The 22,774-nt window shown below is 64.8% G+C and carries 21 protein-coding genes; 8 read left to right on the plus strand and 13 right to left on the minus strand.

All coding sequences use genetic code 11. The annotated features are described in order from the left end of the window. Positions 1-87 precede the first annotated feature (87 nt). The gene (locus AKN83_RS07245; RefSeq protein WP_063695220.1) at positions 88-1,512 is read left to right on the plus strand and encodes an amidase; all 1,425 of its coding nucleotides are present in this window, start codon (positions 88-90) and stop codon (positions 1,510-1,512) included. A gap of 61 nt (positions 1,513-1,573) precedes the next feature. Here the strand turns inward: AKN83_RS07245 and AKN83_RS07250 are convergent, their stop codons facing one another. Both AKN83_RS07250 and AKN83_RS07255 read right to left on the minus strand, forming a co-directional pair. Continuing rightward, a complete protein-coding gene (locus tag AKN83_RS07250; protein WP_050404008.1) occupies positions 1,574-2,206 on the minus strand; it encodes a TetR/AcrR family transcriptional regulator in 633 nt (210 codons plus the stop codon). Between the two features lie 232 nt (positions 2,207-2,438). Then, the gene (locus tag AKN83_RS07255; RefSeq protein WP_050404009.1) at positions 2,439-3,185 is read right to left on the minus strand and encodes an SDR family NAD(P)-dependent oxidoreductase; all 747 of its coding nucleotides are present in this window, start codon (positions 3,183-3,185) and stop codon (positions 2,439-2,441) included. A 115-nt stretch (positions 3,186-3,300) separates the two neighbouring features. Between AKN83_RS07255 and AKN83_RS07260 the strand changes: the two genes are divergently transcribed. From AKN83_RS07260 to AKN83_RS07285, 6 genes are all read left to right on the plus strand, one after another. Then, positions 3,301-3,921 (plus strand): TetR/AcrR family transcriptional regulator, encoded by a 621-nt coding sequence (locus tag AKN83_RS07260; protein WP_050404010.1) that lies wholly within the window; start codon positions 3,301-3,303, stop codon positions 3,919-3,921. A gap of 228 nt (positions 3,922-4,149) precedes the next feature. Then, positions 4,150-4,356: a ferredoxin gene (locus AKN83_RS07265; RefSeq protein ID WP_016842874.1), complete on the plus strand. Its 207-nt coding sequence runs from the start codon at positions 4,150-4,152 to the stop codon at positions 4,354-4,356. A 74-nt stretch (positions 4,357-4,430) separates the two neighbouring features. After that, complete coding sequence (locus AKN83_RS07270; protein WP_050404011.1) at positions 4,431-5,657, plus strand: cytochrome P450; 1,227 nt, start codon at positions 4,431-4,433, stop codon at positions 5,655-5,657. Between the two features lie 85 nt (positions 5,658-5,742). Then, positions 5,743-7,065, plus strand: a complete 1,323-nt coding sequence (locus AKN83_RS07275; protein WP_050404012.1) for an MFS transporter — start codon at positions 5,743-5,745, stop codon at positions 7,063-7,065. Positions 7,066-7,077: 12 nt separating this feature from the next. After that, complete coding sequence (locus AKN83_RS07280) at positions 7,078-7,740, plus strand: sulfite oxidase-like oxidoreductase (protein ID WP_050404013.1); 663 nt, start codon at positions 7,078-7,080, stop codon at positions 7,738-7,740. Between the two features lie 25 nt (positions 7,741-7,765). Further along, the gene (locus tag AKN83_RS07285; protein WP_050404036.1) at positions 7,766-8,986 is read left to right on the plus strand and encodes a bifunctional alpha/beta hydrolase/OsmC family protein; all 1,221 of its coding nucleotides are present in this window, start codon (positions 7,766-7,768) and stop codon (positions 8,984-8,986) included. A gap of 352 nt (positions 8,987-9,338) precedes the next feature. On the opposite strand, the gene pdxR is transcribed toward AKN83_RS07285, so the two are convergent. Continuing rightward, positions 9,339-10,796 carry a MocR-like pyridoxine biosynthesis transcription factor PdxR gene (pdxR, locus tag AKN83_RS07290; protein ID WP_083991953.1) on the minus strand — a complete coding sequence of 486 codons (1,458 nt, stop codon included), beginning with the start codon at positions 10,794-10,796 and terminating at the stop codon, positions 9,339-9,341. An 89-nt stretch (positions 10,797-10,885) separates the two neighbouring features. On the opposite strand from pdxR, the gene AKN83_RS07295 reads away from it, so the two are divergent. Then, entirely contained in the window at positions 10,886-11,785 is a 900-nt protein-coding gene (locus tag AKN83_RS07295) for a DMT family transporter (protein ID WP_050404014.1), read from the plus strand. Between the two features lie 178 nt (positions 11,786-11,963). Here AKN83_RS07295 and AKN83_RS07300 read toward each other — a convergent pair whose 3' ends face one another. The 10 genes from AKN83_RS07300 to paaC form a co-directional block, all read right to left on the minus strand. Further along, a complete protein-coding gene (locus tag AKN83_RS07300; protein WP_083991979.1) occupies positions 11,964-13,070 on the minus strand; it encodes an HWE histidine kinase domain-containing protein in 1,107 nt (368 codons plus the stop codon). 1,055 nt (positions 13,071-14,125) lie between these two features. Continuing rightward, positions 14,126-15,451, minus strand: coding sequence for an adenylate/guanylate cyclase domain-containing protein (locus AKN83_RS07310; RefSeq protein ID WP_050404017.1), 1,326 nt, complete (start codon positions 15,449-15,451; stop codon positions 14,126-14,128). 197 nt (positions 15,452-15,648) lie between these two features. Then, positions 15,649-16,704 carry a YeeE/YedE family protein gene (locus AKN83_RS07315; protein WP_050404018.1) on the minus strand — a complete coding sequence of 352 codons (1,056 nt, stop codon included), beginning with the start codon at positions 16,702-16,704 and terminating at the stop codon, positions 15,649-15,651. 142 nt (positions 16,705-16,846) lie between these two features. Then, positions 16,847-17,857 (minus strand): quinone oxidoreductase family protein, encoded by a 1,011-nt coding sequence (locus tag AKN83_RS07320; RefSeq protein WP_050404019.1) that lies wholly within the window; start codon positions 17,855-17,857, stop codon positions 16,847-16,849. Between the two features lie 111 nt (positions 17,858-17,968). After that, positions 17,969-18,292: a GIY-YIG nuclease family protein gene (locus AKN83_RS07325; RefSeq protein ID WP_050404020.1), complete on the minus strand. Its 324-nt coding sequence runs from the start codon at positions 18,290-18,292 to the stop codon at positions 17,969-17,971. Between the two features lie 132 nt (positions 18,293-18,424). Continuing rightward, positions 18,425-19,753, minus strand: a complete 1,329-nt coding sequence (paaK, locus tag AKN83_RS07330; RefSeq protein ID WP_050404021.1) for a phenylacetate--CoA ligase PaaK — start codon at positions 19,751-19,753, stop codon at positions 18,425-18,427. A gap of 19 nt (positions 19,754-19,772) precedes the next feature. Then, positions 19,773-20,228 carry a hydroxyphenylacetyl-CoA thioesterase PaaI gene (paaI, locus tag AKN83_RS07335; protein WP_050404022.1) on the minus strand — a complete coding sequence of 152 codons (456 nt, stop codon included), beginning with the start codon at positions 20,226-20,228 and terminating at the stop codon, positions 19,773-19,775. 95 nt (positions 20,229-20,323) lie between these two features. Next, entirely contained in the window at positions 20,324-21,400 is a 1,077-nt protein-coding gene (gene paaE / locus AKN83_RS07340) for a 1,2-phenylacetyl-CoA epoxidase subunit PaaE (RefSeq protein ID WP_050404023.1), read from the minus strand. A 2-nt stretch (positions 21,401-21,402) separates the two neighbouring features. Then, on the minus strand, positions 21,403-21,906 hold the full coding sequence (gene paaD / locus AKN83_RS07345) for a 1,2-phenylacetyl-CoA epoxidase subunit PaaD (RefSeq protein ID WP_050404024.1): 504 nt from the start codon (positions 21,904-21,906) through the stop codon (positions 21,403-21,405). Continuing rightward, positions 21,900-22,676 (minus strand): 1,2-phenylacetyl-CoA epoxidase subunit PaaC, encoded by a 777-nt coding sequence (gene paaC / locus AKN83_RS07350; protein WP_050404025.1) that lies wholly within the window; start codon positions 22,674-22,676, stop codon positions 21,900-21,902. The genes paaD and paaC overlap by 7 nt, the downstream gene beginning before the upstream one ends. Positions 22,677-22,774: the final 98 nt, after the last annotated feature.

Raw genomic sequence — 22,774 nt, forward strand, 5'->3', positions numbered from 1 at the left:
CCTGCCCCTTCGGTTCTCGTCGCATTGCCACGAGGCCAGAAAATGTTCTACAGCACCAGGAAACAGAAGACATAGGAGCAACGGTGCATGGCTGATCAGGGCCTGGTGAAGGAAACGGCGTGTGCCGTCGTAGAGAAACTGAAAGCCGGCGACGTCACGCCGCTCGACCTGCTCGATGTGCTGGAGAAGCGCATCGCCGAGGTCGACGGCAAGGTCAATGCGCTGCCGACGCTCTGCTTCGACCGTGCCCGCAGCCATGCCAAGGCCTTGATGCAGAAACCGGTCGGCGAGCGCGGCCTGCTCGCGGGCCTTCCGGTCCCGATCAAGGACCTCACCGCCGTCTCCGGCGTGCTGACCACACTGGGCTCGCCGATCTTCAAGGACAATGTCCCCACGAAATCCGACATCCTGGTCGAGCGTCTCGAACAAAACGGCGGCGTGATCTACGCCAAGTCGAACACGCCGGAATTCGGCGCCGGCGCCAACACCTTCAACGAGGTGTTCGGCCCGACCCGCAATCCCTGGGACACGTCGCGCTCGGCCGCCGGCTCCTCCGGCGGCGCCGCGGCGGCGCTCGCCAGCGGCACGGCGTGGCTCGCCCACGGCTCCGACATGGGCGGCAGCTTGCGCAACCCGGCGAGCTTCTGCGGCGTCGTCGGCCTCCGGCCGTCGATCGGCCGGGTCGCGCAAACGCCGAAATTCGGTGTCGACCGCACCCTCGGCCAGCAGGGACCGATGGCGCGCAATGTCGAGGACCTCGCGCTGCTGCTCGACGCGATGAGCGGCGAGCATGCGGCCGACCCGCTGTCGCTGCCGGTGCTGCCGACCTCGTTCCTGTCTGCTGCGCGTTCGGGCAGCAAGCCGAAACGCATCGCCTACTCACCCGATCTCGGCATCACGCCGGTTGATCCCGAGGTCAAAGCGGTGACCCGCAAGGCCGCGGAACGTTTCGCGGAGGCCGGCGCGATCGTCGAGGAGGCGCATCCCGATTTCCGCGAGGCCCATGAATGCTTCCATGTGCTGCGCGCATTCGACTTCGCGATCAGCAAGGCCGAATTGCTGCGCACCAAGCGCGATCTCTTGAAGCCCGAAGTGATCTGGAACATCGAGGAAGGGCTGAAGCTCAGCGTCGAAAAGCTGGAGCGCGCCGAGGCGCAGCGTGTGGCGATCACCGCGCGTGCGCTCGAGTTCTTCGAAAAATACGACCTGCTGCTGGCGCCCGCGACCATCGTGCCGCCGTTCCCGGTCGAGAACCGCTACGTCGCCGAATGCGACGGCAAGAAGTTCGACAATTACGTCGAATGGCTCGGCATCGTCTATGCGATCACGCTGGCCTGTTGCCCGGCGCTGTCGCTGCCTTGCGGCTTCACCGCATCGGGCCTTCCGGTCGGCCTGCAGATGATCGCCAAGCCGCGTGCCGAGGCGCAGCTTCTGGCCGGCGCGAAAGTGCTGGAGGACATTCTGGGCGTGCGCGGCACCACCCCGATCGATCCGCGCGCGCCGAAGGCATGATCCGGAAAAGTGCGGAGCGGGTTTCCGGAACGATCCTGCCCCAGCAATAGGTTAAGGCGTCTTACGCCTTTTCTTCCGTCGCGTGCAGCGCGGCTGACAGCGCGAGCTTGGTCTGCTCGACGATCTCGTCCATCAGCTCCTCGCGGCTGATCTGGCCGACCTCGCCGGTGAGCAGGCCCTGCTCGGCGAGCATCACGATGCCGTGCAGCCCGGCCCAGATCTTCAGCGCCTGCCGTTCGCGCAACAGCCCGACCGCGGGCGCCTCGAACGACTCGATCAGCAGCGCCAGCGTTTCCATCGCCGCGACGTGCAGCTCGCTGCCGACCGGCGCGCAGGCCATGGTTCGGGATGCGAACATCAACCGGTAGATGCCGTGGCGCTCGAGCCCGAAGGCCAGCGCAGCCTGGGCAAAGCGCGACAGTTTCGAGCCCTTGCCAGGCTCCGCGATTGCCTCGCGCATGATCACGTTGAACTGCCGGAATGCCTCCGCGGTCACCGCTTCCAGCAGCGCTTCGCGGTCGGCGAAATGCCGGTACGGCGCCGGCTGCGAGACGCCGAGCTGCTTGGCCAGCGCCTTGATGCTGATCGCTTCCGGGCCACCGAGCTCGACCTCGCGCAGCGCGGCCTGGATCAGCGCCTCCCGGAGGTCGCCATGATGATAGGTTTTGAACGACTTACGAACGATTTGTCCCATCCAGATGCTGATCACCCGTCGGCCAAGCTATAGCGGATACGCCACAATAGCGACATCGGGCGTTCAGGTCACTTCCATCCGCGGACGAGACGTCCATTGGCAATTAACCGTAAAACCGGCCAGCGCGTCCATTAGAAAGTCTATCAAGATCGCCGGTGGACTCTGACTTGCTTAACGGGTTCCCTGCCCGGGGCCGAGGGCGCGGGGCAGCGCGCTCGCTACGCCAACGTCGTCAAGCGTTGGCGCCGCCATCGACGGTGAGACCGGCGCCATTGATCGAGCCCGCTTCGGGACCGGCGACAAACGCGACCAGGGCAGCGACGTCATCGGCCTTGCCGTAGCGCTTGATCGCCATGCGCGCGCGTTGCGCCTCGGCCTGCTCGCCATCGGCAGGGTTCATGTCGGTGTTGGTGGAGCCGGGATGGACGATATTGACCGTGATGCCGCGGCCGCCGAGGTCGCGGGCCAAGCCCTGGGTCCAGGCAATCAACGCCGACTTGCTCATCGAATAGAGGCTCATGCCGGCGTCGGGCACCCGGCTGGCGAGGTTGCTGCCGATGTTGATGATGCGGCCACCCTCGCCCATATGGGCGACCGCGGCCTGCGAGGCGACCACCACCGCCCGCACGTTCACGGCCAGCGTGGCGTCGATTTCCTCCAACGTGACGGCATCGATCGGACCGCCGCCGCGGAAGATGCCGGCATTGTTGACCAGGATGTCGAGACCGCCGAACGCCTTGGCGGCCGCGTTCACCGCGCCGCGCACGGCGCTGGCGTCCGCGCTATCGGCCTGTAGCGCAAGCGCGCGGCGGCCCTGTTTCCTGATCTCGACTCCGATGGCTTCGGCGCGCTCGGCCGAGCGTTCATAAGTGATCGCGACGTCGGCGCCTTCGGCGGCGAGACGTTTGGCGATGGCTGCGCCGATGCCGCGGCTGCCGCCGGTGACGAGGGCGCGCTTTCCTTGCAGGGACAGGGTCATGTTGGGGCTCATTCGTTGGGGGTTACATATCTGTAACGACCGACACAGAATTAGAAAGCTTGCGCCGAGGCGTCAAGTGAATTATTTAGTGATCGACACAGAAATGGACCGACCGATGGCTGAGCGTGGCCGCCCGAGGAATTTCGACAAGGACGCCGCTTTGGCGCGCGCGATGGAGGTGTTCTGGCTGAGGGGTTATGAGGGCGCCTCAATGGCCGACCTCACCTCGGCGATGGGCATTGCCTCGCCCAGCCTGTATGCGGCCTTCGGCAGCAAGGAGGACCTGTTCCGCAAGGCGCTCGACTATTACGTGGCGAGCGAAGGTGGACTGATCTGGGGTGCCGTGACCAAGACGCACACTGCCTATCAGGCGGTGGAAACCTTCCTGATGCAGACCGCGCGCGTCTTCACCCGCCGCTCACGCCCGCCCGGTTGCCTTGTGGTCTTATCGGCGCTGCATCCGAACGAACATTCCGAGACCGTGCGGCGCGAACTCGTGCAGCGGCGCGCGCAGGCGGTGACGGAGCTGCGCGAACGTCTGCGCCAGGGCGTCGAGCGCGGCGAGGTCTCACCCGCGGCCGACCTTGACGCGATCGCCCAATATTACATCACGGTGCAGCAGGGCATGTCGATCCAGGCGCGCGACGGCGCCAGCCGCAAGCAGCTCGAGCAGATCGCAGCCGCCGCCCTCGCCGCCTGGGGCCCGCTCACTGCACCAACGGCGCGCACGCATTAGGGGCCGCCTCCCCGGGGCGTGCGGCCATCATGTCGCGCGGCCGTCGCAGAACACCCGTCCCGCACCCCGAATTTTCGCTTGACGCGCACACCAGTCGATAATGTAATATGCTATAACTTAGTGAGCTGGTTGTTGACCGGCCGCCCAAGCAAGCTGGAACTTGCATAAACCAAAATGAGGAACCCGGCGCGCCCCACCTGTGCGCCAGAGCCGAGGGAGAGTGCTTGCATGTCCAAGCTCAGAATCCGCGTCGACCAGGACAAATGCCAGGGTCACGCCCGCTGCAAATCGCTCGCCCCCGAACTGTTCGAGCTCGACGAATACGGCAACGCTCATGAAGTCGGCGACGGCACCGTTCCGGCCGGGCTCGAGGACAAGGCCTGGCTCGCGCAGACCAACTGCCCGGAAATCGCGATCGAAGTCACCGAGGAATAGCCGCCAGCGGGGATGGCCGCGTGGCCTCCCGTTGAGCCGGCCAGCATTTGATCGAACGAGAAGGAAACGAGCCGATGTCCGATTCCCCGTCCGCAAGCTATCTGCCCGAACATCCCCCGGTCACCGACTGGGTCCATGATTTCGACCATACCGATCCGGTCTGGACCGACGACCCGTTCCCGATCTGGGAGACGTTGCGCGCGGCCTCGCCTGTCGTGCACACCGAGCGCTTCCTCGGCTGCTACATGCCGACCACCTATCAGGCGGTGAAGGAGATCGCCTACGACACCGAGCATTTCTCCTCGCGCCGCGTCATCGTGCGCGACGTCCGGCCCGAGATCTCCGCCCGCGCGCCGCCGATCACCTCCGATCCGCCGGAGCACAAGCCCGCCAAACAGGTGCTGCTGCCGCCGTTCACGCCGGACGCGATGAAGCGGCTGGAGCCGCGGGTGCGCGCGATCTGCAACGAGCTGATCGACGAGTTCATCGCCGACGGACAGTGCGACGCCGCGGCCCGCTACACCAAGCACATCCCGGTGCGCGCCATCGCCCATATGCTAGGAATCCCCGAGAAGGACGGCGACCTCTTCATCAAGTGGATCCACCAGATCCTCGAGCTCGGCATCAAGGACGAGAACGAGATGATGAGCGGCGTGCGCGAGATGACCGGCTACTTCATGGCCCATCTCGAGCAGCGCAAGCTCGAGCCTGGCGACGATCTGATCTCGCAGCTGTTGCGGGCCAAGGGCCCCGGAGGCCAGCCGCTGACCGACGAGCACGTGCTCGGCTCGTTGCGGCTGCTCCTGATCGCCGGGATCGACACCACCTGGAGCGCGATCGGCTCCTCGCTCTGGCACCTCGCCAGGACGCCCGCCGACCGCGAGCGCCTGGTCGCGGAGCCGGCGCTGATCCCGACCGCGATCGAGGAATTCCTGCGCGCTTATTCCCCGGTGACGATGGCGCGCGAGGTGATGAAGGAAACCACGATCTCCGGCTGCCCGGTCAAGCCCGGCAACATGGTGCTGCTGTCGTTCCCCGCGGCCAATCGCGACCCTGCGATGTTCCCCGATGCGGACAAGGTGGTGATCGACCGCAAGGAGAACCGCCACGCCGCCTTCGGCCTCGGCATCCACCGCTGCGTCGGTTCCAACCTGGCGCGGATGGAGATGCAGGTGGCGATCGAGGAATGGCTGAAGCGGATTCCGGATTTCCGCCTCGACCCGGCCGGCAAGGTCACCTGGTCCGAAGGCACGGTGCGCGGCCCGCGTCAACTGCCCGTTCTGTTCGGCAAGAACGCCTGAAGGACCAGGACAGCAGTTACATCGCACCACGCAAATGAGCTAGGTTGCCCCGGAATCGCGCCAGAGAATCCGGGGAGGCCTGCCAATGTCCGAACAAACCGCTCAATCCGCGAGCGATCATCTCGACATCCATGACGTCGAGCGGCGGGTCAAGGCGATCTTCATCGGTTCGGTCGGCAATCTCGTCGAATGGTACGATTTCTACGCCTACACCGCTTTCGCACTGTATTTCGCGCCGGCGTTCTTCCCGCACAGCGATCCGGTGGTGCAGCAGCTCAATGCTGCCGTGCTGTTCGCCGCCACCTTCCTGATGCGACCGCTCGGCGGCTGGCTGTTCGGCTTCATCGCCGACCGCTACGGCCGGCGGCTGTCGCTGACGCTCTCGGTGGTCTGCATGTGCTTCGGCTCGCTGATCATCGCGGTGACGCCGACCTATGCCACCATCGGCATTGCCGCACCCGCGATCCTGGCGCTCGCCCGCATCATCGAGGGGCTCAGCCTCGGCGGCGAATACGGCGCCAGCGCCACCTATCTCAGCGAGGTCGCCGATCCCAAGCATCGTGGCTTCTATTCCAGCTTCCAATACGTCACCCTGATCGGCGGCCAGCTCACCGCGATCATCGTGCTGCTGTTGCTGCAGAAGGTGTTCCTGACCCCGGACGAGCTGAAGGCCTGGGGCTGGCGGATTCCGTTCGTGATCGGCGCCCTGCTCGCGATCTTCGCGGCGGTGATGCGGCGCGGCCTGCACGAGACCGAGGCGTTCGAGGAGGCCAAGAAGGTCTCCAAGCCGACCGGCTCGATCGTCGGCCTGTTGAACTATCCGCGCGAATTGCTGCTGGTGGTCGGCCTCACCGCCGGCGGCACCGCGGCGTTCTACACCTTCACCACCTACATGCAGACCTTCGTCAAGCTGTCGGTCGGCCTCACCGAGGACCAGACCACCTTCGTGATCTTCGGCTCGCTGATCTTCGCGACCATCCTGCAACCGATCTATGGCGGGCTCTCCGACAAGATCGGCCGCAAGCCGCTCTTGATCTTCTTCGGCGTCGCCGGCACGCTGGCGACGATCCCGATCCTGACCGCGCTGAAGGAGACCAAGTCGCCCTTCATCGCGTTCCTGCTGATCTGCTGCGCCTGGATCTTCGTCGCCGGCTACACCTCGATCAATGCGATCGTGAAGGCCGAGCTGTTCCCGACCAACGTCCGCGCGCTCGGCGTCGGCCTGCCCTACGCCATCACGGTATCGATCTTCGGCGGTACCGCGCCCGCAGTCGCACTCTATTTCAAGAGCATCGGGCATGAGGACTGGTTCTACTATTATCTCAGCGGCATGATCTTCCTGTCGCTCTTGATCTACTCGACCATGCGCGACACCAAGCACGACTCCGCGATGCATCGCCACGAATGACGGCATGACGCCATGACCGACGATCACGAACCGCCCGAAAGCAAGCTGACGCGCAGCAAGCAGCGCTGGGCGCGCGAGGGCAAATTCCTCACCGGCAAGGTCACAAGGCCGGAGGAGCAGCGCCTGCCGCCGGGCCAGCATCTGACGGCGGACTGGCCGGTGCTCGATCTCGGGCTGCTGCCGAACGTGACACGGGAGCGCTGGCGGCTCGACGTCTACGGCGCGGTCGAGCAGACGATCTACTGGGACTGGCCGCAATTCTTGGCGCAGCCGCAGACGCAGTTCGTCTCCGACATCCACTGCGTCACCACCTGGTCGCGCTACGACAATCAGTGGGAGGGGCTTGCGACGCGCGACCTGCTCGCCGCCTGCCAGCCGCGTGAGGACGCGCGCTTCGTCGTGCTGCATTCGTATGACGGCTACACGACAAACCTCGCGCTCGAGGATTTCGCCGCCGAGGACGCGCTGCTTGCCCATAGCTGGTCGGGCCAGCCGCTGGAGCGGGAGCATGGCGGCCCGGTGCGGCTGGTGGTGCCGCATCTGTATTTCTGGAAGAGCGCCAAATGGCTGCAGCGCATCGAATTCCTCACCGAAGATGCGCCGGGCTTCTGGGAGGTGCGCGGCTATCACAATCGCGGTGATCCCTGGGCCGAACAGCGCTATTCTGGCGACTGACAACACCCCACCGATGGAGCCTGCCGTGCCGCACGAACGCTTTCAATTCACCGGTGTCGGCGGCCATCAGCTTGCCGCCGCGCTCGATACGCCCGACGGGCCGGTCAAGGCCTATGCGCTGTTCGCGCACTGCTTCACCTGCGGCAAGGACGTGCTGGCGGCCAAGCGCATCGCGACAGCGCTCGCCGCCAAGGGCATCGCCACGCTGCGCTTCGACTTCACCGGCCTCGGCTCCAGCGAAGGCGATTTCGCCAATTCGACGTTCTCATCGAACGTTGCCGACCTCGTCCGCGCCGCCGACCATCTGCGCGAGACGCGCAAGGCGCCCGCGATCCTGATCGGCCACAGCCTCGGCGGCGCCGCAATCCTCGCGGCCGCCGGCCGGATTCCGGAGGCGAAGGTGGTCGCGACCATCGCCGCGCCGTCCGATCCCGTGCATGTCACGCATCTCTTCAAGGACCGCATCGAGGACATCCGCGCGCAGGGTGAAGGCGAAGTGTCGCTCGCCGGCCGTCCCTTCCGCATCAAGCGCGAATTCCTCGACGACGTCGCCGAGCAGAATTTGATGGCGCAAGTCAAGCAGCTGCACAAGGCGCTGCTGGTGATGCATTCGCCGACCGACGACACCGTCGGCATCGACAACGCCACCAACATCTTCATCGCGGCCAAGCACCCCAAGAGCTTCGTCTCGCTTGCGGGCGCGGACCATCTGCTGAGCGGCAAGCAGGATGCAGCCTATGTCGCCGGCGTGATCGGCGCCTGGGCCGAGCGCTACGTCGATCTCGCGCCGCAGCCCGTGGCCGACACCGGCAGCGCGCCGCGCAATGTCGTGGTGCAGGAGACCCGCAACGGCAAGTTCCAGCAGATCGTCACGACAGGTCCGCACCGGTTGATCGCCGACGAGCCGGTGGCCGTCGGCGGCGATGACACCGGCCCCGGGCCGTACGATTTCCTGCTCACCGGATTAGGCGCCTGCACCTCGATGACGATGCGGATGTATGCCGATCGCAAGTCGCTGCCGGTCGATCGCATCACCGTGACGCTGCAGCACAACAAGATCTATGCCAAGGATTGCGAGGAGTGCGAGACCCGCGAGGGCATGCTCGACCAGATCGACCGCGTCATCCGGATCGAGGGCGAGCTCGACGCCGACCAGCGCAAGCGGCTGATGGAGATCGCCGACAAATGCCCGGTGCACAAGACGCTGACGTCGGAGGTGCGGATCGTCACCAAGGCGGCGGAGTGAGGGGCGGACTGAAAAAATCGAAAACAACCCCATGCACAGTAGCCGGCGGCCGCCCGGCGTTCGACAAGACCGCTTGACACGTCGGGCAACTCAGCGATACATTTCCAATATTCCGAAATCGTGCAGCGGCACCTCGCTGCCTAAAGCGCGATGAGATTAGGTTAAGCTGGATCGGCATCGGAGGTTCACCTCTCCCTTGGGAGAGGTCGATTGCGCAGCAAATCGGGTGAGGGGTTACGGTCTATCGAGAGCAAGAGCCCTCACCCGGATTGCTTGGCAATCCGACCTCTCCCCAACGGGGAGAGGTGAACTGAGACCGCGGCAAGCCGATTCAACCAAAACTCATCCTGCTTTAGCCACGCCCGGCCCGCTTGCCGGCCAGGCAGTTCGCCATGATGCGCACCGCGGCGCCGATCTCGTTCTCGCGCCAGGCGGCGAAGCCGAGCAACAGGCCGTGGTCGTGTGGCCGCTCCAGCGCGAGGCTCGACAGCGCACGCACCTCGACGCCGGCGGCCACCAGCCGCGCCACTGTGCTGTGTTCCGCGGCGCCATCCCTGAAGCGCGCGATCAGTTGCATCCCACCGGGCGGGACCTCGGCCGCGAGCACCTCGCCGAGCTGGCTCGCCAGCGCCGCAGCGAGGTAATCGCGGCGCGCGCGATAGATCCGCCGCATCCGCCTGACATGCGCCAGGAAATGTCCGTCGGCCATGAAGCCGGCCAGCGCCTCCTGGACGTGCACGGAAGCGATCAGCCCGAGATGGCGCTGCGCGATCTCCATCGTCCGCGCCAGTTGTGGCGGCACCACCAGATAGCCGATGCGGATATCGGCGGTCATCGCTTTTGCAAACGTGCCGAGATAGAGCACGCGTCCCTCGCGATCGAGCCCCTGCAGCGCCGGCATCGGGCGGCTGTCATAGTGAAACTCGCCGTCGTAATCGTCCTCGACGATCCAGGTCTTGCCGGGCTCGGCCGCCGCCAACAGCTCGGTGCGGCGCGCCACCGGCATCACCCGCCCGGTCGGGTGCTGATGCGACGGCGTCGTGAAAATGAGCTTCGGCGCGCGCGCCGCACGCATCCGCATCATGCCCCATTGATCGAGCCTGATACCGACGACATCGGCGCCGGCCGCGCGAAACGCCGCCGCGGCGCCGGGATAGCCGGGATCCTCGGTCCACACCGCATCGCCGGCGACGACGGTGGTCGCGGCGATCAACGTCAGTGCCGCCTGCGCCGCCGGCAGGATCAGGATCTGATCGGCCTCGGCGCGCACGCCGCGGCTGATCTCGAGATAGTCGCGCAAGGCCTCGCGCAGGCTCGGCCGGTTGACCACGGTCTGGTCGTTGAAGCGACGCCGCAGCGCGCTGCGGCGCAGGCAGCGCGCCCAGATCTCGTGCTGAAACTCGCGCGCATCCGCTAGTCCAGGGCGCAGCGGCCGAAAATCGGCCTGATAGGACAGCGGCCAATCCATGTCGGAGAGCTGCAGAGCCCAGGGCGACAGCAACGGCTTGCGAGCGGCATCGCGCCGCGGCGCGGGCACAGGCTTGGCAAAGCGCGCCTCGATATCATCCGTGACCACCGGCCGCCGCCGCGCGGCGACGCGCAGATACCCCTCGGCCACGAGCTGCTCATAGGCATGCGTCACCGTGTTGCGCGACACGTCGAGCTCGGCCGCAAGGGTGCGGCTCGACGGCAGCACGGCTCCGCTCCTGATCCGGCCCGCCGCCATCAGCGCCCGCAATTGCTGCGTCAGCTGCGCGGTCAGCCCGGCATCATCCGCACGCTTCAGCGCGAGCAATTCGGCGAGGATCAATCTGGCTCCTTCGATCTGTCCAATCTGGCTCTTTCGAGAGAGCCAGCGCGATCCTATTCACAAGCGGTATCGCCTGCAAGGACCCGCCCGTGAACCAATCCCTATCCCCTGCCAAGGCCGCCGCCCTGTTCGTCGTCGTGGTGCTGGCCTGGGGCATCAACTGGTCGGTGACCAAATCGCTGGTCGAGGCGGTGCCGCCACTGTGGACCGCATCGATCCGCAGCTGGATTGCTCTCGTCGCCCTCTTGGTGATCCTGCGCGCCAGCGGCAATCTGATCATTCCGCGGATCGCCGACGTCCCCGTCGTGCTCAGCGTCGCACTGCTGCACATGACGTTCTTCTCGACCCTGGTCGCGGGCGGCCTGCGCTACCTGCCGGCCAGCAAGGGCATCGTGCTCGGCTACACCACGCCGCTCTGGGTCGCGCTCGCCGCCGGCGCAGCGCGGACCGAACGGCTCGGACCATTGAAGCTGGTCGGCGTCGCCTCCGGGCTTGCAGGACTCTGCGTGATCCTCAACCCGACGTCGCTGGACTGGAGCAATCTGCACGTCATCGTCGGCGCCGGCATGATCATCCTTGCGGCGATCTGCTGGGCCGCGAACATCATCTACATCCGCTCGCACCGCTGGATCGCGACGCCGCTGCAACTCCTGCTGTGGCAGGTGCTGGTCGCGACGGTGGTGCTCACGGCGACGGCGCTGGTCACCGAGGGCGTGCCCACGGTGACATGGTCGCCGCACCTCGTGCTGCTGTTTCTCTATTCCGGCTTCATCGGCACGGCGCTGGCCTATTGGGCGATGTCCATGGTCAACAAGAGCCTGCCGGCGCTGACGACCTCGCTCGGCACCACGGGGACCCCGATCGTCGGGATCGTGACCGCAGCATTGCTGCTCGGCGAGCCGATCGATCTGTCGCTGGCAATTGCCGCGGCCTTGATCGTCGGCGGCATCGCGCTCAGCGCGCTGGCGGATGCGCCGGCGCGGGCGTAACTAGGGCCTGTACTCATAGATTCGTCACCTCCGCTTCGGTCTCGGAAGCTGACGTCGAACCGACATTGCTGCATGTCGGCCTTGGGCCACAATCGGTCATTTGATGGTCCCGCTCGAGTTGCTACGAAACAGAACCTCAATGGACGCTTGCCGCAAAATGCTACGGCCGGGCACAGCCTCAGACTGCAAGACGATCCAGAGGAACCGTAACCCTCAGCCTGAGCCCGCTCGGCAGCCAACTGTGCTCAACCTTGCCGCCGAGCTGATCAGAAATGCTGCGCTCTGCAAGCACGCTCCCAAAACCTTTGGCTGATGGCGGAGCAACAATTGCGGGGCCGCCGGTTTCCTTCCAATCAAGGTGTAAGTTGCCGCCCTTGGTCGCCCATGTGACACTGATCGAACCGGTCGGCTCCGATAGCGCGCCATACTTGGCCGCATTCGTTGTGGTTTCGTGCAGCGCGAGAGCGAGACCGGTCACGGCCATAGCACCCACGGGCACAGTGGGTCCTGTTAAGATGACGCGTTCGCGAAACGTGTCATCTTCGTACGGTCGCAAGACCGTTCGCACGACGTCTCCTACGGTCGTTCGCTCGCTGTGGATCTCCGTACCCATAATCCCGGGACGGATCAGATCCTTGGCCTGCATGAGAGCGTTCAGACGGCCTCGTAAGGACTGAGCCATTTCCTGCGGCGTTCGAGCTGACCGAGCGCTGAGACTTATGATGCCTTGGAAAACGGCAAACATGTTCTTTACGCGATGGTTTGCCTCCCGAGCGAGCAGCCGTTGGCGCTCTTGCGCAGATACACGTTCGGTCGTCTCACTGACGATGCAAAGTACACCGCCAATTTCGCCCGCCTCGTTTTGAACAGGAGAATAGGAAATGTCGAAGTAGACCGTTTCTGGGTAGCCGTGGCGCTCGATGTAGAAGGGACGATCCTTGGCGAAGACAGTTTCGCCGGTATTGAGGACGCTTCTGAGTAGCGGTTCTAAATCATCCCACAACTCGGCCCAGTTCTCGCGCGCAGGCCGTCCAAGAGCCGTTGGGTGCTTCTGACCTATCGACGGTGCATAAGCGTCATTGTATAGCGCCACAAACTCCGGCCCCCAGAACAGCACTATCTGTGCTTTTGCCGGCAGCATAAGGCTGACTGCACTTTTGAGGTGTGCAGGCCATTCCGCGATGGGCCCCAGGCCGGTGGCAGACCAGTCAAGAGACCTGATGAGTGCGGCAGCTTCGCCCCCACCTTGGGGAAAATCGCCTTCGACGTTGCGAACGGTGCCCATGGTGTCCATCAAGCAGGTTTTACCATCGGGAACAAGGCTCGCGAAACAGCTCGTGTCAAGTCCGTTGCGAGTCAACCGCGCCGTTTTGACCAGCGCTGGGGAGCTTCCGCTCTACCCCGGACCCCGGACATCTCGCCGCAACACCCTAACGGAAGCGAAGGGCCAGAAGCAGACGTGACCCGAGCATATGTCACGTGGTGGTGCTCAGCCCGCCGTCTGCTTGTCATGCCCGCGCTTCCAGACGTAATCGTGCAGCATAGCGAAGCTATAAACACATCCGATTATTGTTGCGTACATCGAACCGAGGAGAAGGAGCCGTATCCAGCCCCAAAGGTCATGCGGGCTTCCAAGCGGCAACTGTATCGCCGCCTCGCTTGTGCCCATCTCTGTACGGCAAATTGAGCGTTCGAAAGCTTTGATGCTTCAGTGTTAACTGGGCCCAGCGTATAGGGATCAATCTTGCAGTGAACTAGGCCTTGAGGGCTTGGTCGATCGAAATCGAGAGTAGCCACAACGTATCTAGAGCCTTTTGTACCGGAAACCTCGCGGTAGTTTGAGAAAAATCCCATTACGCGAGGACGATCTTTGATTTTTAGCGCCTGGCTAGCCGCGTACGGTAGCACCCCGAGAAGGAATAATACCAGCCACGCCGCCAGTGCGAACTGGAAGGAAGTGCGCACGGTTTTTCATCGTGTCCTCTGGTAGTCTCATCTCATTAACTCTACCATAACTAGACGCTCAATAAAGCCTCTGCACGTGTGCAGGTCACGTCTTCGTCGGCTTTGGGTCAAAGGCTGCCCCCGGCAGCCAGCATGCCCTTGTTCGAGTCACCTCGCAGAAGCGGACATCGCCCCGCTCTGGGTTGAGGTCAGCCACGGGCCAAAAGCGGTCATTCGACACCTCGTCCGTGCTGAGCAGAATAGATGCCGGCAGTGTCAGATACAGCGTGCTCGCCGCGTTCCGCCGCTTGTCCGGTCTGCCGGCAAGAGCGGACGCGGGCCGCGCTCATAGAGATAGGCAGTAGGGGCTCAGGAGGCGAGTTTCCGATTCGATGGCTATCCGGTCGCCGCAAACAACTCCCACTTTCCCGGCAGTCCTTTGAGTTCGTAAGAACCGCGCTCGGCAAATTTTAGCCCGGCGCCAGCGACCAGGTCGGTTACGACACGCGACACCAGGACTTCATCGGACCCGCAATGCGACATTACGCGCGCGGCGGCATGAACCGCGATGCCACCGATGTCCGCGCCCCTGATCTCGATCTCGCCGGTATGCAGACCCGCGCGCAACGGCAGCCCGATTTGCTTCGCAGCGGAGCCGAACGCAAGGGCGCAACGCACCGCCCGGCCGGGCCCGTCGAAGGTTGCTAACACGCCGTCGCCGGTGCTTTTGACGAAATTGCCGCGATGCCGGCCGATCACTTGCTGCGCAAGTCGGTCGTGATCGTCCAGCATCCGGCGCCACCGCTGGTCGCCCACCGCAGCCGCGCTGCGGGTGGAGTCGACGATGTCGGTGAACAAGACGGTCGCCAGCACGCGCTCCAGCTCTGCGGACGCGCGATCGCGGTGGCCAGTGACGAACTCTTCGATGTCGCCGTGGATAGCCTCGGTGTCACCCAACCAAAAGTAATGATCGCCCTCCGGGTATTCGATCAGTTTCGCGCCCGGGATTCCAACGGCGAGCTTCCGGCCAAACTCGACCGGAACCTGGATATCGGCGCGACTGTGCAGCACAAGCGTCGGTACTTGCAATGTCGGCAGAACTGCCGTCACGTCGATCTTTCGATTGAGATGCATGATGGTACGCAACGCGCCGGGGCTGCTCCCCAGCCGCTCGAACTTGCCGTACTGCTCGACGGCCCCCGGCTTGTGCGCTTCGCTCGGAGCGACCGTCTTGATCGTATCGCCGCTGCCCCAATTCTTCACGAGCTCCTCGACGCGGGATCGCCATTCGTCATCGGACGATCGATCCGCGGCGCGGCCAAAGCCACCGATCAGGACGAGATGAGACACGCGATCCGGGTAGGTCGCCGCGAACAGCACGCTCATGCAGCTCCCCTCGGAGAAACCGATCAGGGCCGCACGTTTTGAACCGATCGCGTCCATGATGGCGCGCACGTCGTCCATGCGTTCCTCCATCGTGGCCGCCCCGGAAATTCGGTCCGACAGGCCCTGGCCACGCTTGTCGAAAGTCGTCACCCGCGCGTAGGACGCCAGTCGGCGCAGGAATGCCGTGAAACCGGTCATCTCGTGCTGGAATTCGATGTGAGAGAACAGGCCCGGGACCAGGATCATGTCGATCGGCCCGTTCCCCATCACCTGATAGGCGATGCTCACATCGCCGCTTTGCGCGTAATGTGTCTCGGGCAGCTGAAAATCACTCATCGGGCAAACCTCACCGCCGATCCCATTGTCTCCGCCCGGACAAGCGGGATCAACCCCGGATCATCGCCCGTTTTTGCCATTGCGTCCGGGCAGACCTCGGTTCAACGCATGTCCGCTTCGGGTCGAAAGCCGCCGCTACTACCGAACCGGGCAGCTTCCGCTTTATGGCTGGAAGCCGACGGTCATGAGTACACGCCCTAGACCGTCGCTAACGGCCTGACCCGCAAGCTCCCGCGCAGGCCGGCGCCGGTGCCGAGCATGATGCCGGCGACCGCGATGAAGGACGACAGCGACAGCGTCGACAAGCCGGTCAGCCCCTGCCCGATCGAGCAGCCGAAGGCCATCACGCCGCCGGCGCCCATCAGCGCGGCGCCGCCTGCCGAGCGCAGCATGTGCTGCGGCGATCGATAGCCTTCGAGCTGGAATCGCCCGGTGGTAACAGCCGTGACCAGACTGCCGGCGAACACGCCGAACACGGTGACGATGCCGAAATTGAGCGTCGAGCCGGTCGACAGCATGACATATTGCAGGGCATCGGCGATCGGCGCGATGAAGGTGAGCGACGTGACCGGCACCGGATTGAAATCATCGGCGCCGAGAGTGCCGGTCGCGTACCAGCCGCCCGCCACCAGCAGGCCGACGATCAGGCCGGCCGCGATCTGGCCCGGCGACTTGCGGAACGGCGCGTGGGCAAAGGCGAAGAGGATCAGAACGGCTGACAGCACCGAGGCTGCGATCATCCGCGCGGGTATCGCGCCAAGGCCGGCGCCTGCCAGCAGCGCCGGCACCGAATTGACCGAGACCGCAGCCTGCGACGCCTGCACCATCGCGATCCGCATGGGCGCGATCAGACCTTTCAGCGTCATCTCGGCAAAAATACCGAGCACGATCACGACCACAAAGGAACGCAGATTGCCGCGCCCGAGCAGCACCAGCGCGCGCGAGCCGCAGCCGTTCGACAGCACCATGCCGTAGCCGAACAAGAGACCGCCGAGAAACATCACCGGCGCCGAGAACGACGGCTGCAGGTAGATCGACTTGCCGAGATCGACGAGGCCGGCCGCCGCCAACAGCTGCGAGGCCGCGATCGCAATCCCCATCGCCAGCGCGTAGGTGCGCACCAGCCGGCCGTCGCCGTCGGCCCACCAGCCGCGCAGGCCGCTCATCATGCAGAAGCCGCTGACGAGCCCGACCGAGCCATAGATCAGGCCGATGATCAGGGCGGCGAGGATGACTGTTGTGGCGGGGTCCATGGGAAGGTCCTCAAGAGTTCGTCATTGCGAGGAGCTCGCGACAAAATTGCAAGGGCAATTTGCGCTGAAGCGACGAAGCAATCCATTGCTTCCGCGCACATGGAACGATGGATTGCTTCGCTTCGCTCGCAATGACGGTCGTTCATGGCCGCAAGATCACGCGGTCGCGCGACGAGCCTGCCACGGCAACAAACGCCGCCTTGGCCTGCTCCAGCGGATAGATCGCGCCCGGCTTGATCGGAAAAGGCTGCAGATGCCCGCCGGCGAAGCCCGGCGCGAGCTCGCGCAACACCTCGCCGGTCGCAACCGACGACAGCGCGAGCGTGTCGATACCGACATAGGTGTGCTGTCCGCGATAGAATTCGAGGATGTTGAACTGCACGATGCGGTCGACCGCGGCGATCAGGATCTGCCGGCCGCGCAGCGCCAACGACTTGTGCGCGGCCTGGAAATAGGGGTCCCCCACCGTGTTGTAGACGATGTCGGCGCCCTTGCCGCCAGTGAGTTCGCGCACTCGCGCGGCGACATCGGTGGCAGAGGCATCGATCACTTCGACCGGCGCATTGCTGTGGCCCTCATAAGGCTCGCGCTTGCGCACCACGCCGATCACGCGCGCGCCGTGCCAGCTTGCGATCTGCACCGCGGCCTGGCCGACCTTGCCGTTGACGCCCATGACAAGCATGGTCTCGCCCGCCTTCGGCAGACCGGCGCGGCGCAGGCCTTCCATCGCAGTGACGAAGGGCACGCCGATCCCCGCGGCTTCGTCCCAGGACATGCCGGCGGGCTTTTCCACCACGGCATCTTGCTCGACCACCAGATGCGTGGCGTGGGTGCCGTCGCGGCGGATGCCGAGGTCGCCGGACGAGCCGAACACCTCGCGCCCGATGAATTCAACGGGGCCGTCGATCACAACGCCGGCGTAGTCGCGGCCCGAGGTGCGTGGGAACACGGCGTAGGGCATCAGCCCGGTTGCGGCCTTGACGTCGGACGGGTTGACCGCCGCGGCCTTCACCTCGATGAGCAGATCGTCGGCGCCGCGCGACAGCGCGTGCCTTTCGATCACCGGCGCGACCGCTGCCGCGTTCTCCGCCTTGGCCAGCAGCCGGACACAGCGCGCTTCGACCGGGCGACCATGAGGTTCAGGGATAGGCATCAAGGGCTCCGGCTCGCACAACTGACGGCATCTGGGGGCCGCATGGATCGATACCATGACAGCTTTTCCCGTAACTACCGAATTAAGCAATTAGTTCAAGAGGGGCAGCGGCTAGCGCGTTGCGGAATGCTTGGTCGGATGTTTGGAGCGCCGAGCGGAGAGCTGGCGAAGAGCTGCGAAGTCGCCTTTCACAAAGGCTTCCTTCTTCGCGCGGCTCCATTTCTTGAGCTTGCGCTCATTTTCGATTGCATCCGTTGTGCGATCGAACCATTGAGAGAACACCAAAGTCACCGGGCGACGCGTCGCGGTGTAGCCCCCGAGTGAGCCAGCATTGTGCTGAGCCACCCTGATTTCAAGCGCCGTCCGGGTGGTGCCGATATAGAAACTCCCATCAGCGCATCGGAGGATGTAGAGAAGCGCGCCGCCCTCGGACATTTCCGCTCCTGATCACTCGCTCTCTCCCCTCATCCTGAGGAGCCGCGAAGCGGTGTCTCGAAGGATGAGGCCACGAACGGGCCTCATGGTTCGAGACGGCGCTGCGCGCCTCCTCACCATGAGGGGATAGAGCTAATCCTTCGGCCGCTTGTCGTAAACACGTTTCGCCTTGCCGAGCGAGCGTTCCAGCGTCTCGGGCGCGACGACGCGGACGCGGGTGGAGATGCCGATCGTGTTCTTGATGAAGGCGGAGACCTTCTCGGCGTGCGCGACGAGCCCTTCGCCGTCCCAGCTCTCCGGCCGGGCTTCGGCGAGCACCGTCATCTCGTCCATGCGGCCCTCGCGGGTCAGCTCGATGACGAAATGACCGCCGCACCAGTCGGTCGCCAGCAGCGCTTCCTCGATCTGGGTCGGGAACACGTTGACGCCGCGCAGGATGATCATGTCGTCGGAACGGCCGGTCACCTTCTCCATCCGCCGCATGCCGGGCCGCGCCGTGCCGGGCAGCAACCGCGTCAGGTCGCGGGTGCGGTAGCGGATGATCGGAAAGCCTTCCTTGGTCAGCGAGGTGAACACCAGTTCGCCCTTCTCGCCGTCGGGCAAGACCTTGCCGGTCAGCGGATCGATCACCTCCGGATAGAAGTGATCCTCCCAGATATGCAGGCCGTCCTTGGTCTCCACGCATTCCTGCGCGACGCCGGGGCCGATCACCTCGGACAGGCCGTAGATATCGGTGGCGTCCATGTCGAACGCCTGCTCGATCTCGACGCGCATCGCGTTGGTCCAGGGCTCGGCGCCAAAGATGCCGAACTTCAGCGACGATTTGCGCGGGTCGAACCCCTGCCGCTTGAACTCGTCGAGGATCGCCAGCATGTAGCTCGGCGTCACCGTGATGATGTCGGGCCGGAAGTCGTTGATCAGCTGCACCTGCCGCTCGGTCATGCCGCCGGAGATCGGGATCACCGTGCAGCCGAGCCGCTCGGCGCCGTAATGCGCACCTAAGCCGCCGGTGAACAGGCCGTAGCCATAGGCGTTGTGCATCAGCATGCCGGTGCGGCCGCCGGCGGCGCGGATCGAGCGCGCCATCACATCCGCCCAGGTGTCGATGTCGGCTTTGGTGTAGCCGACCACGATCGGCTTGCCTGTTGTCCCCGAGGAGGCATGGACCCGCACCAATTGCTCGCGCGGCACCGCGAACATGTTGAAGGGGTAATTGTCGCGCAGATCGGTCTTCACCGTGAACGGAAATTTTCCGAGATCGGAAAGCTGCTTGAAGTCCGTCGGATGCACGCCCGCCGCGTCGAAGGTCTTTTTGTAGTGCGCGACATTGTCATAGGCGTGCTTGAGCGACCAGGCGAGCCGTCTGGTCTGCAGCGCCATGATCTCGTCGCGCGAGGCGCGTTCGGCCGCATCGAGCTCGGCGTGATAGCCGCTATCCTTGACCGTCTTTGCCGTTGCCATCGACGTTTCCCCTGAAGCCTTATGCCTTGATGTCGGTGTCCGGCAGCCAGGTGCCGGGTATCACCCGCGAATGTCCGCGGAATTCGGCGATCACGCTGTCGCCGGCGGTGACGCGTACGTCGTAGATTCCCGACCGGCCGCTGCGCGAGATCTCGCGCGCGGTCGCCACCAGGCGATCGCCGAGCTTGCCGGGCCGGATGAAAGTGATGTTGCCCTGCGCCGCCACCGCACGGTCGTTGCGGCTGTTGCAGGCAAACGCGAAGGCGGAATCCGCCAGCGTGAAGATGTAGCCGCCATGGCAGATGCGCTGGCCGTTGACCATGTGCGGCTGCACCGTCATCGCCATCATGGCCTGCCCCGGCTTGATCTCGACCAGCTCCATGCCGAGGCCCTTGCTGGCGTCGTCTTCCTTCCACATCGCATCCGCGCAGGCGCGGGCGATATCTTCCGGCGATAGCGTTGCCTTGACGTTCACATCGAACTCCCTATGCGCGGGCCCGTTTGCTAAGGGCCTCTTGGCGTTAAGCTAGTGTTGGGCGCGACACCTTGAGTGTCAACGCGCAGAAACAATTAGACGTGGTCGTAATCGACCACGACCTTGCCGGAGCAGGGCTTGGCCTGGCAGGTGAGGATGAACCCGGCCTTCAGCTCCCACGGCTCCAGCGAATAGTTCAGGTCCATCGGCGCCTCGCCTTCGACCAGCTTGGCGCGGCAGGTCGAGCACATGCCGCCCTTGCAGGCGAACGGCAGGTCCATGCCGGCGCGCAGCGCGGCGTCGAGGATCGACTCGCCGTCGGCGACCGGGACCTCGCGGCGCTTGCCGTCGATGATCAGGGAGGCGATCGCCTTGGGCGGCGCTCCGGCCGGGACGACGACCTTCGCTCGCGGCTTGCCGCCGAACTCCGAGACGAAGCGCTCGACATGGATGCGCTCGTCGGCGATGCCGATTTCGCGGCAGGTCGCCTCGATGGTCTCGCTCATCGCGGCAGGGCCGCAGACGAAGACGTGATCGACCGTTGCGGCCGGCACCAGCGAGCGCAGCAGCACCCGCACCTTCTCGCCGTCGAGCCGGCCGTGCAGGATCGGGATGTCCTGCTCCTCGCCCGAGATGACGTGGAACACCGACAGCCGTTGCATGAAGCGGTCCTTCAGCTCCTCCAGCGCCTCGCGGAACATGACGCCTTCGGTGGTGCGGTTGCCGTAGAACAGGAAGAAGCGGCTGTCCGGCTCGCGCGCCAGCACGCCCTTGATGATCGAGAGGATTGGCGTGATGCCGCTGCCGGCGGCGAAGCCGACATAGGTCCGCGCTTCGCCGGGTGCGTGGGCGACGCCGAAGCGGCCGGTCGGCGTCATCACATCGAGCTCATCGCCGGCCTTCAGCTCGTCGGCGGCCCAGTTCGAGAATGCACCGCCGTCGACCTTCTTCACCGCGATGCGCAGTTCGCCGTCGTCGGGGCCCGAGCAGATCGAGTAGGAGCGGCGAACCTCCTCGCCGTCCATCGTGGTGCGCAAGGTCAGGTACTGGCCGGGCGTGAAACGATAATCGCCTTGCAGATCGTCGGGGATCGCAAAGGTCATCGAGATTGCGTCGGACGCCTCGCGGCGCAGATCGCTGACGGACAGTCGGTGGAATCTTGGTGTCGACATGGTCAATGACACTTGAAGTAGTCGAAGGGTTCACGGCAGCTCTTGCAACGCCAAAGCGCCTTGCAGGAGGTCGAGCCGAATTCGGACAGCAGTTCGGTATCAACAGAGCCGCATTGCGGGCATGCGACCTGCTGCTCGCCGAACAGCGCGCGGCGCGAGGAGCCGGGCTGCGGCGGCGCGATGCCGTACTCCTTCAGCTTACGGCGGCCGTCATCGCTCATCCAGTCGGTGGTCCAGGCCGGCGAGAGCACGGTGCGGACCTTCGGCGCATGAATGCCCTCGCGCTCCAGCGCGAGCTCGATCTCGAGCGCGATCATGTTCATGGCAGGACAGCCGGAATAGGTCGGCGTGATCGCGACCTCGACATGGCCGTCATGGACCGCGACATCGCGCAGCACGCCGAGATCGGCGATCGTCAATACAGGAATTTCGGGATCGACCACCTGCGCAGCCGCGTGCCAGGCGCGCCGGCGCAGATCGGCATCGCTGAGCGCAACGGTCACCATGTCGCCCCCGGGAACGTCCGCTGCAGCGACTGCAGTTCGCTGAGGAGATGGCCGAGATGCTCGCTGTGGCTGCCAGAGCGGCCGCCTTGCTGCATCCAGTCGCTGTTCGGCAGCGCCAGCGTCGCCTCGTTGACGATGCCGGTCACGGTCTTCAGCCAGCGCGGCTTCAGCGTTGCAGGATCGATCGCGATGCCGGCGTCGATCAGGCCGCGCTCGCCGTCATCGACCGCGAACATCTCGCCGGTATAGGCCCAGAGATCGTCGATCGCATTCTGCGCGCGGCGATGGCTCTCCGCGGTGCCGTCGCCGAGACGGACGATCCATTCCGACGAGTGCCTGACATGATAGGCGCTCTCCTTCTCCGATTTCGCCGCGATCGCAGCGAGCGTCGGATCGTTGGATGCCATCATCGCGCGCCAGTAGAGATCGGCGAACACCGCGTAGAAGAACTGCCGCACCATGGTGCGGGCGAAATCGCCGTTCGGCTGCTCGACCAGCAGCAGATTGCGGTACTGCCGGACGTCGCGCAGATAGGCGAACTTGTCCTCGTCGTTGCCACGGCCCTCGACCTTGGCCGCGTAGCTGTAGAGCTCGCGGGCCTGGCCGAGCAGGTCGAGCCCCATATTGGCGAGCGCCATGTCCTCCTCCAGCGCCGGCGCATGGCCGCACCATTCGGACAGCCGATGGCCGAGGATCAGCGCGTCGTCGGCGCGGCGCAGCGCGTAGAGCACCAGCGGCGTTTCGGAGACTTCGATGTTGGCGGTTGCCATCTTTTCAACTCGCTGTTCAGCCGTCATTGCGAGCGCAGCGAAGCATCCATGCTTGCTTGTTGCTTCGCGGCCCGATGGATTGCTTCGCTGCGCTCGCA

It is taken from the genome of Bradyrhizobium embrapense (assembly GCF_001189235.2).
Classification (GTDB): domain Bacteria; phylum Pseudomonadota; class Alphaproteobacteria; order Rhizobiales; family Xanthobacteraceae; genus Bradyrhizobium; species Bradyrhizobium embrapense.